We start from the raw sequence: 293 nt of genomic DNA on the forward strand, positions 1-293 counted from the left end.
TCGCCATCGCGGCTTTGGGCGCGTGCGGCGCCTTGGGGTTCAGGGAGAGGCCCGAGCCGTCGGCTGCGGGCACGATGCCGAAGGAGTCCTCGAGCCGCACGAGCAGCGACATGAGGTCGCCCGCGGTCTCGACGCCGTAATCCTTGAGGGCGTTGACGGAAACGCCGAGCGCAGCGGAGATGGACTCGAGCAGCTCGGGCTTGACGGCGCGGATGCCGCTCTCATAATGGCGCACGGCCCCCTCGGTCAAGCCGACGGCCTCGGCCAGCTGCGCCTGTGTCATGCCACGCGAC

At 70.0% G+C, this 293-nt stretch carries 1 protein-coding gene; it reads right to left on the reverse strand.

Annotated features, from left to right (window positions below; genetic code table 11):
* A partial coding sequence (locus PZE06_RS28495; protein WP_275792470.1) for a helix-turn-helix domain-containing protein occupies positions 1-283 on the reverse strand: 283 nt, incomplete at its 3' end.
* Between the last annotated feature and the right edge of the window lie 10 nt (positions 284-293).

Origin of the sequence: Robertmurraya sp. DFI.2.37 (assembly GCF_029211245.1) — a bacterium.
Classification (GTDB): domain Bacteria; phylum Bacillota; class Bacilli; order Bacillales; family Cytobacillaceae; genus Robertmurraya; species Robertmurraya methanolica_A.